The sequence below is a fragment of the Kitasatospora sp. NPDC001225 genome, assembly GCF_053597855.1.
The window spans coordinates 19016-27537 of sequence record NZ_JBSFJC010000109.1 but is presented as its reverse complement, the minus strand read 5'-3'; the positions used below and the strand labels follow the sequence as shown (position 1 = coordinate 27537).

General features: G+C 75.5%; 8 protein-coding genes. 3 read left to right on the top strand and 5 right to left on the bottom strand.

Annotated features, from left to right (window positions below):
* Positions 1-90 precede the first annotated feature (90 nt).
* Both ACWDCZ_RS29590 and ACWDCZ_RS29585 read right to left on the bottom strand, forming a co-directional pair.
* Entirely contained in the window at positions 91-840 is a 750-nt protein-coding gene (locus ACWDCZ_RS29590) for a sigma 54 modulation/S30EA ribosomal C-terminal domain-containing protein (RefSeq protein WP_449817420.1), read from the bottom strand.
* 293 nt (positions 841-1133) lie between these two features.
* A complete protein-coding gene (locus ACWDCZ_RS29585) occupies positions 1134-2393 on the bottom strand; it encodes an AI-2E family transporter (protein ID WP_449817423.1) in 1260 nt (419 codons plus the stop codon).
* Positions 2394-2657: 264 nt separating this feature from the next.
* Here ACWDCZ_RS29585 and ACWDCZ_RS29580 point away from each other — a divergent pair, with 264 nt between their 5' ends.
* On the top strand, positions 2658-2894 hold the full coding sequence (locus ACWDCZ_RS29580; RefSeq protein ID WP_049656889.1) for a DUF6296 family protein: 237 nt from the start codon (positions 2658-2660) through the stop codon (positions 2892-2894).
* Between the two features lie 146 nt (positions 2895-3040).
* Here the strand turns inward: ACWDCZ_RS29580 and ACWDCZ_RS29575 are convergent, their stop codons facing one another.
* Both ACWDCZ_RS29575 and ACWDCZ_RS29570 read right to left on the bottom strand, forming a co-directional pair.
* Positions 3041-3265 carry a hypothetical protein gene (locus ACWDCZ_RS29575; protein ID WP_049656887.1) on the bottom strand — a complete coding sequence of 75 codons (225 nt, stop codon included), beginning with the start codon at positions 3263-3265 and terminating at the stop codon, positions 3041-3043.
* Positions 3266-3387: 122 nt separating this feature from the next.
* A complete protein-coding gene (locus tag ACWDCZ_RS29570) occupies positions 3388-3873 on the bottom strand; it encodes a DUF6343 family protein (RefSeq protein WP_449817419.1) in 486 nt (161 codons plus the stop codon).
* 240 nt (positions 3874-4113) lie between these two features.
* On the opposite strand from ACWDCZ_RS29570, the gene ACWDCZ_RS29565 reads away from it, so the two are divergent.
* Entirely contained in the window at positions 4114-6105 is a 1992-nt protein-coding gene (locus ACWDCZ_RS29565; RefSeq protein WP_449817418.1) for a LamG-like jellyroll fold domain-containing protein, read from the top strand.
* A 148-nt stretch (positions 6106-6253) separates the two neighbouring features.
* Here ACWDCZ_RS29565 and ACWDCZ_RS29560 read toward each other — a convergent pair whose 3' ends face one another.
* The gene (locus ACWDCZ_RS29560) at positions 6254-6964 is read right to left on the bottom strand and encodes a TetR/AcrR family transcriptional regulator C-terminal domain-containing protein (RefSeq protein WP_387824606.1); all 711 of its coding nucleotides are present in this window, start codon (positions 6962-6964) and stop codon (positions 6254-6256) included.
* 85 nt (positions 6965-7049) lie between these two features.
* Here ACWDCZ_RS29560 and ACWDCZ_RS29555 point away from each other — a divergent pair, with 85 nt between their 5' ends.
* The gene (locus ACWDCZ_RS29555) at positions 7050-8453 is read left to right on the top strand and encodes an FAD-dependent oxidoreductase (RefSeq protein ID WP_449817422.1); all 1404 of its coding nucleotides are present in this window, start codon (positions 7050-7052) and stop codon (positions 8451-8453) included.
* Positions 8454-8522: the final 69 nt, after the last annotated feature.

Here is an 8522-nt window from a genome sequence, read left to right as displayed (position 1 = left end):
CACGCCGCGCCCCCGTCGAGCGACCGCTCGGCGGGGGCGCGGCGCGGTTCCGCCCAAGGGCCAGGGGCGCTGGAAAGGGCCCCGTGGCCGTCAGGCGTGCCCGGCGATCAGGCCGAGCCGGCCGTCGAAGCGGCGGTAGAGCACCCGGCCCCGGCCGCTGACCGGGTGGGCGAAGAACAGGAACGGCAGCTCCGCGCCCGCCAGCCGGTCGACGGCCTGCGCCTCCGTCAGCCGGGGCGCGCCGTGCGGGCTGAGGGTGATCGGCGAGGTCCGGCGGCCGGGCGGACCGGCGGGGACGGTACGGGCGAGGCGGTAGCCGGTCGGCCCGACCCGGTAGACCACGGCGTCGGTCTCGGTCGCCGGATCGGTGAACAGGTGGATGTCGTAGTCCATCGCGTCCATGGTCCGGGCGGCGGCCGCCGGCGAGCACCACACCAGCGAGGGCTCCTTGCGGCGGACCACCCGGAGCTCGCGGACGGCCCCGCCGCCCGGCCCGCCGGAGGCCGGCCCACTGGAGTCCGGCGCACGGTGGCCCGGCCAGGGGCGCGGCGCCCAGGCCCCGGTGACGGCCCTGATCCTGCCGCGCAGCGCGTCGCTCACCCGGTCGATGGAGTCGCCCAGCCCGGCCGCGGCCTCCTGGACGCGGATCCGCCGACCGTCCACCTCGGCGTTCACCTGCGCCAGCACGCCCCCGGCCACGGCCGCGAGCCGGACCCGCAGGGCCTCCACCAGCGTCCCCACCCCCGGAGCCGCCGCCGCGGCGGCCACCCGGGCCCGCGTCTCGGCCAGGACCTCGCCGGTCAGCCCCTCGAACGCCCTCACCGTGACCAACTCGCCCATCCCCAGGCCCTTCCACTCCCAGCCGGCGCATACCGGCGACCAGGATCCCGGGCCCCCGGCCGCGCGGCCAGGGCCCAACGGCCCCACTGCGGGGGGCCGGGCGGACCAGCCGGGCGGTGGGGAGGGCGACCCGTGCCGCCGGAGTACGCGCCGGTGAACGGGACGGGAGAGGCACCGAGCCTCGGCCGGTGGGCGCCGCTACGGGGGAGCGCGGCGTGTTGCGGTGGCGGCTGCTGACAGCGGACCGGGAGCCCGACGACGAGCCGGGCCTGTGACGAACAGGCGCGGCGCCCTCACTCGCCGGGCCGGCCGCCCCCGCCCGGCTCCGGGCGCCGACCCCGGTCCGCTCCGCGGCCGGGCCGGTCGCCCGCCGCAGCGGCCTGCACCCCCGGGAGGCCGGGCGTGCCGCGGGTGCGAAGCTCGCCGAGCACCGCCCAGCCGACCGACACCACCGGCACCGCCACCACCGCGCCCAGGACCCCCGCCAGCACCGCGCCGCCGGCCACCGACACCGCGATCACCACCGGGTGGATGCGGACGGACCAGCTGAGCACCAGCGGATGCAGCAGGTGCCCCTCGATCTGGCCGATTACCACGATCAGCGCGAGCACCAGCAGCGCGATCACCGGCCCCCGGGCGGCGAGCGCGACCACGGCGGCGACCGCCAGGGCGATCGGGGAACCGATCAGCGGGATGAGGGTCGCCGCGAACTCCAGCACCATCAGCGGCAGGACCAGCGGCACCCGCAGGATCGCCAGCGCGATGCCCACCAGCACCGCGTTGGAGGCCGCCACGATCAGCACGCCCCGGGTGTAGCCCGCGAAGGTGAGCCAGGCGGCACGGCCGGCGCGGTCCCAGGCCGAACGGCTCCGGACCGGCAGCTGCCGCTGCGCCCAGGCCCACATCCGGTCGCCGGAGTGCAGGAAGAACACCGAGCAGAACACCGCGAGGGCCAGCCCGGTGACCAGCTCGACGATCCGGCCGGCGCCGCTCAGCGCGGTGCTGAGCAGGGTGGAGCGGTGGGTCGAGATGAAGGCGCCGATCTTGGCCCGCAGGTCGGTGACGGTGCCGGGCCGCAGGTGGAAGGGGGCGCCGGTGAGCCAGTGGTCGATCCGGGAGAGGCCGCCGCGCAGCTCGTTGCCCAGCCGGCCCCACTCGTCGGCGACGGTGGTGCCGACCAGCGCCAGCACCCCGCCGACGACCGCGAGGGCGCAGAGGAGGACGACCAGGACGGCGAGCGAGCGCGGCATGCCGCGGGCCAGCAGGTCGACCGGCGGGCGCAGCACGGAGGTGATCACCAGCGCCACGAACAGTGCGACGACCGGCAGTTCGAGCCGGGCGAGGACGTCGACGACCAGGTAGGCGGCGAGCCCGAGCAGCACCAGCCGCCAGGTGTACCCGGCCGTCGTCCGCAGTCCGGAGGGGACGTGCTCCCCGGACGGATACGGGTCGGGGCCCGGGCCCTGAGCCCCCGCCCGGGTCCGGCGCGCCGACACCCGGGGGCGGCGGCTGCCCAGCGGCACGGGCCGCCGGTCCGGTCCGGCGCCGTTCACTCCCACGGGCGGTCTCCTCGGGCTCGGCCGGGTGTCGTCCTCTCACGTCACGATGACCCATACCGCGACGGTTCGCCCTGCGGCGGCGCCGGGTCCCGTCACCCGGACAGCGGCATGCCGACCGCGTCGCTGTGCGGGCGTGCCGGGCCCGGGCAGACACGGGAACGGCGCCGGTCGCCCCGGGAAGGGCAATGGTCCTCCGTGTACAAGCGGCCGGATGAGGGGAGAATCCATGGCGCAGGGAGGGGGGAGAAGGAGGCCGAGATGAAAAGCCTCACCCGCCGCTACGCGGTGACGCTCCCCGGCCCGATTGGCGGGCACGCTCCACCGTCCGTCGTCGTCGTGTACGAGACGCAGGCCGTCGGTCCCGGCGGGGGCCTGGTCTGGGAGAGCTCGGACGGCGACCTTCGCGTGGAGATCACCGGCGGGGTGGCCACCGTCCTGGCGGCTCCCACAACGGGCAGTCGGCACCCGTGCCTGATGGCGGTGCCGCTGCCGTGAGCACCTCGTCGTGAACCGAGAGCGCGTCGTCGTGAACACGTGGGCCGTGAGCGCGTGGTCGTGGGCAGGCGGCCGAGCGCACACGGCCACGACGCGTGTCGAGAGGAAGAGGAAGGCGACGGAGGGCGGAGGTCGCAACGACAAGGTCACCGAGCGCTGGCGGCCAAGGCCTCGCGCACGGTGACCAGGCAGGGGTCGCAGTACCGGTCCGGCCCGGCCGCACCGGCGCCGTCGCCCACTGGGACGACGCGCTGGGAGGGCTCCAGGAACCGCCCGCACAGCGAGGAGCTCGCGTCGTCCTTGGCCACCACGTGCCACACCACGGCGGGTGGGGAGACCGCCGGGTCGTGCTCGGCCCACATCTCGTACACGGCGCTACCTCCGGATCGCTGGGGGCTCGGTGACTCCATGCAAACTCGCGGTCTGCCGGACGGCCAGCGGGCCAGACCCGGTGGGATGGTTGTGGCGCCGGTGACGGTCGGGGGCCGCACGCTCAGTCCCGCCGGTCGGGGCCCGGGTGTCCTGGAGGCCCCGGAGGCCTGATTCCCGAGGCCGTGGTCCCCGAGTCTGTGCTCCCCGGGCCGCCCGCCCGGTCGCGGCCCTGGCCGGCGGCCAGGCGGCGCCGGATCACCAGCAGGTCGAGCGCGGTGATGCCGGCGAACCCGGCGCACAGGGCGGCGAAGAAGGCGTAGGTCCCCTGGTTGGGCGCGGGGCCCGGGCCGGCCAGCGCGGCCAGCAGGGCGAACGCCACCGCCCCGCCGAGGAACAGGACGAGGAAGACCCGGGAGAGCACCCGCCGCAGCTCCAGGTCCGAACGGGCGGTCACCGGCTCGGTGCCCCGGCGCACCGTCTCCTGCGGCCGGAGCTGGGGCATCGTCCGGCCGGGGCCCTGCGGGGTGTGCGGGAAGTCGTGGCGCTCGCCGCTCCGGCGGCGGGCCCCGCCCGCGTGCGGCAGGTCTGGGCTGGGTCGTACGGCCATGACGGCCCCCGAACGGATTCGGCCGGTTGTGTTCCGTCGGCGCGCCTACCCGGTTCCGGCGCCGGCACACGCCCGCGGGGCACCCGCCCGCACGGGCCCGCCGTCGCCCACCGCCGCCCGCCTCCCGGGCCCCGAAGCCCGGCGGATTCGGCCGCTGTTCACCGGGGCATGGCCCGCCCGATGATCTCCGACCAGTCCCGGTCCCTACCGTCAGGGCCCACACCACTTCCGGGAGCGAACATGCACGACAACCAGGCGACCGAGCACGAGTGCGGCTGCCCGCGGACGGCCGACCTCGACGGGGAGGGGCCGGCCGCGGACAGTCGGCGCCGGTTCCTGCGCGGGGCCGGTCTGCTGGGCGCGGGGGTCGGCACCGCCGGGCTCGGTCTGCTCGGCGCGGTGCCGGCGCAGGCGGCCGGGCCCGAGGCGGCGGGCGCTGCGGGTGCGGCCGTGAAGGCGCCCAAGAAGGGCAAGGGGAAGGGGCGGTGGCAGCCCGACCCGGACGCCCGGCAGTTCACCGTCGTGGTCATGCCGGACACCCAGTACCTGTTCGACCAGGACCGGATCCACCCGGCGCCGCTGGAGGCCTCGGTCCGCTACGTGCTGGACGGCGGGGTCAACCGGGAGGACGGGACGGACGACAACATCGTCTTCCTGGCCCAGCTCGGCGACGTCACCGAGAACGGCCTGGCCGTCGAGTACGCCGCCGTCACCAAGGTGTTCGGCCTGCTGGACGACGCGGGCGCCGCCTACGGCGTGCTCGCGGGCAACCACGACGTCCGCTCCTCGACCGACGACCAGCGCGGCACCACCCCGTACCTGGAGACCTTCAGCAAGGCCAGGGCCGCCCGCACCTCCGGCTACCGCGGCTCCAGCCCGGACGGCTACAACACCTGCCACGTGTTCCGGGCGGCGGGCCGCGACTGGATGGTGCTCTCGCTGGACTGGCGGCTCTCCGACGCGGGCTTCGCCTGGGCGAACGGGGTGATCGCGGCGAACCCCAAGCTTCCGGTGATCCTGACCACCCACGACCTGGCGCACGCCGACGACGGCGGCCGCGCCGAGCTGTCCGACAACGGGAAGCGGCTCTGGGAGCGGCTGATCGACGGCAACGACCAGATCTTCCTGACCGTCAACGGGCACTACTGGCCGCCCGGGCGCACCGTGCTGCGGAACAGGGCCGGCCACGACGTGCACGTCCACATCACCAACTACCAGGACCGCTACTACGGCGGTGCGGCGATGATCCGGGCGTACCGCTTCGACCTCGACCGCGGCACCGTCGACGTGTCGACCTTCTCGCCGTGGATCCAGCAGATCGCGGCCGAGGAGCGCAACGCGCTGGCGGCCCAGCACGTCGAGCTGACCTCGGACGTGGACCGCTTCTCGCTCGCGATCGACTTCGAGCGCCGCTTCGCCGGCTTCGCGCCCGTCCCGCAGCGCCCGGCGCGCCGGGCGGGGGAGCTGCTGGTCCGCGACACGGTGGCCTACTGGCGGTTCGACAACGGCGGCGCGGACGGTGCGGCCGTCGCCCCGCAGCAGGTCGTCAAGGACCTGAGCGGGCAGGGCAACGACCTGCTCTGGCAGAGCGCCCCGGGCACGCCCGACGGCGCGCTCAGCTGGTCCGCCGAGCACCACCCGGACCAGCCGGGCCACGGCAGCCTGCTGTTCAGGGGCACCCGCTCGCCGGTCCGCGGCGGCTACCTGCAGACGGTGCCCACCGCGCCGGTGAACCGGGAGACCTTCGAGCGCGGGTTCACCGTCGAGGCCTTCTTCAAGCTGCCCGCCGACTGGGACTCCGCGCAGAGCCGCTGGTCCGCCCTGCTCAGCCGCTGGGGGACGAGCGGTGAGGCGGGCAGGAGCGGGCCCGGGACGGACGCCGACGAGCCGGTCGTGACGCTCAGCGTCTCCGAGGCGCCGGCCCTCCAGTGGTGCGTCTACCCGCTCAACCAGACCGGGGCGTCGACCTGTTGGGGCCACCAGCTGCCGCTGGACCACTGGTGGCACGTCGCGGTGGTCAACGACGGGAAGCTCAGCCGGATGTACGTCGACGGCTGCGAGGTGGCGCGCAACCCGGCGACGCCCGCGGTCGGGCTGACCACGTTGGGACGGCCGTGGATGCTGGGCGGCTACGCGTACGCGGGGGTGCTGGACAAGGTCTTCCACGGGCACATCGGGGACGTCCGGATCGTGAAGCGGGCGCTGCGGGTGGGCGAGTTCATGACCGCCTGACCCGCGCTCCCGCGCGGCACGGACACCGCCGGGCCCTGGTACGGGCCCGGCGGTGCGGTCGTTTCCGGGACGGCAAAACGGCGAACCGGTGAAACGGCGAACCGGTGAAACGGCGAACGGCTGACGGCGGACGACCGCGCCGGAGCCGTCAGCCGAGCAGGGTGGCCTCGACCCCGGCGAGCACCGCCGCCAGGCCCTGCTCGAAGCCCTCGTCGAAGTCCTGGAACATCACCCGGCCCGATTCGGCGGCCAGCGGGTGGGCGGCCAGGCGCTCGGCGCGGGCGTCCAGGTCGTAGCCCTCCTCGCCGTCGAAGGGGTTGGGGCCCATCGCCTGCTCCTCGATGACGTAGCCGATGGTGTAGCTGTAGGCGGTCTGCCAGGCGCGGGCGGCGGCCACCGGGGTGAACCCGGACTCGACCAGCAGGCGCAGCCAGGTGTCCAGTTCGGCCGCGTAGCCGGTGTCGGTGAACCGGGAGCCGCTGTAGACCTTCGCGCCGTCGCGGTAGCGCAGCAGCTCGGCGCGCAGGGTGCGCATGGTCCTCAGGTAGGTCTCCCGCCAGTCGCCCGGGGCCGGGGCGCGACCGGCCCCGTCGGCCCCGCTGGCCGCGTCGGCCCCGTCCGCCCCGGCGCCCGCGTCCGCCGCCGCTCGGGCCGTCATGCGGCGCATCATCTCGGTCGCCATCTCGTCCAGCAGCGCCTGTTTGTCCTTGAAGTGCCAGTACAGCGCGGGCGCCTTGACGTCGAGCCGGGCGGCGATGGCGCGCAGCGTCAGGCCGTCCAGGCCGGCCTCGTTCAGCAGGTCCAGCGCGGTGCCGACGACCTGGCCGCGGTCGAGCTTGGGGGTTCTCTGGGGGGTCACGGTTGACAGTTTAACGTCGTTAAGTGCACGCTGTCGGCAACGGCTACTTAACAACGTTAAGGAGGTTGTCGTGGCTTCTCACGGCATGCACACGGATGTCCTGGTCATCGGCGCCGGGCCCACCGGACTGGCCCTGGCGCTCGACCTCGCCCGGCACGGCGTCGCCGCGCTGGTGGTCGAGCGCGGCGCCGAACTCTTCCCCGGCTCGCGCGGCAAGGGCCTCCAGCCGCGCACGCTGGAGGTGCTCGACGACTTCGGCGTGCTCGACCGGGTCCGCGCGGTCGCCGGGCACTACCCGCCCAACCTGTTCTGGCGGGACGGCGAACCGCAGGGCGAGCGCCGGATGTTCGACCCGACCGAGCCCTCCGAGGCCGAGCCGTACACCGAGGCGCTGATGCTGCCCCAGTGGCGCACCCAGCAGGTGCTGTACGGGCGGCTGCGCGAGCTGGGCGGCGAGGTCGCGTTCGGCCGGGAGCTGGTCGGCCTCGCGCAGGACGAGGAGGGCGTGACCGCCGAGTTCGCTACCGGCGGCCCGGTCCGGGCGCGGTACGTCGTCGCGGCGGACGGCGGCCGCTCGACGGTGCGGCGACTGCTCGGCATCGGGATGACCGGCGAGACCGTCGACCCGGACCCGATGCTGGTCGCGGACGTCCGGATCGACGGGCTGGACCGCGAGCACTGGCACGTGTTCGGCTCCGAGGAGGGGATGCTGGCGATCTGCCCGCTCGGCGGCACCGAGGACTTCCAGCTGGTCGCCCAGTTCCCGGAGGGGACGGCCGTCGACCTCACCCTCGACGGGCTGCGCACGGTGGTCGCGGCCCGCTCCCACCTGGCCGCCGAGCAGGTCACCGAACTGCGCTGGATCTCCGAGTTCCGCCCGCGCGCCGCGCTCGCCGACCGCTTCCGCGCGGGCCGGGTCTTCCTGGCGGGCGACGCCGCGCACGTCCACTCGCCGGCCGGCGGGCAGGGCCTGAACACCAGCGTCCAGGACGCCTACAACCTGGGCTGGAAGCTGGCCGCGGTGCTGACCGGGCGAGCGGGGGAGGGGCTGCTCGACAGCTACCAGGAGGAGCGCCGCGGCAACGCGGCCGCGATGCTGGAACTGTCCACCAGGGTCCACCGCGGCGAGCAGCGCCGCGGCCGGGCAACCCAGCAACTCGACCTCGGCTACCGGGAGTCCGCGCTCTCGGTGGAGACCCGCCAGGACCTCCCGGCGGACGCGCTGCGGGCCGGCGACCGCGCCCCCGACGGCCGCCGGGGCGGCACCCGGCTGTTCGACGCCTTCCGCGGCCCGCACTGGACGCTGCTCACCGTCGGCACGGACGCCCCGCTGCCCTCCGTCGCCGCCCCGGTGGTCCGCATCCCGGCCTACGAGGCGTACGGCACCGGGGTGTTCCTGGTCCGGCCGGACGGCTACCTCGGGTGGGCCGGCGCCACGGCCGACGGCCTCGCGGCCTACGCGGGGCGGCAGGGGCTGCTCGCCCCCTGACCGGGCGCGGCCCCTGAGGGGCCACGCCCGAGCCGGATCGGCCGCCGGGCGCGGTGGACGCGCGGACAC

Excerpts from the sequence above, each read along its gene's own strand:
- ACWDCZ_RS29590 (WP_449817420.1), bottom strand. The coding sequence starts at position 840 with ATGGGCGAGTTGGTCACGGTGAGGGCGTTCGAGGGGCTGACCGGCGAG.
- ACWDCZ_RS29580 (WP_049656889.1), top strand. The coding sequence starts at position 2,658 with ATGAAAAGCCTCACCCGCCGCTACGCGGTGACGCTCCCCGGCCCGATT.
- ACWDCZ_RS29570 (WP_449817419.1), bottom strand. The coding sequence starts at position 3,873 with ATGGCCGTACGACCCAGCCCAGACCTGCCGCACGCGGGCGGGGCCCGC.
- ACWDCZ_RS29565 (WP_449817418.1), top strand. The coding sequence starts at position 4,114 with ATGCACGACAACCAGGCGACCGAGCACGAGTGCGGCTGCCCGCGGACG.
- ACWDCZ_RS29555 (WP_449817422.1), top strand. The coding sequence starts at position 7,050 with ATGCACACGGATGTCCTGGTCATCGGCGCCGGGCCCACCGGACTGGCC.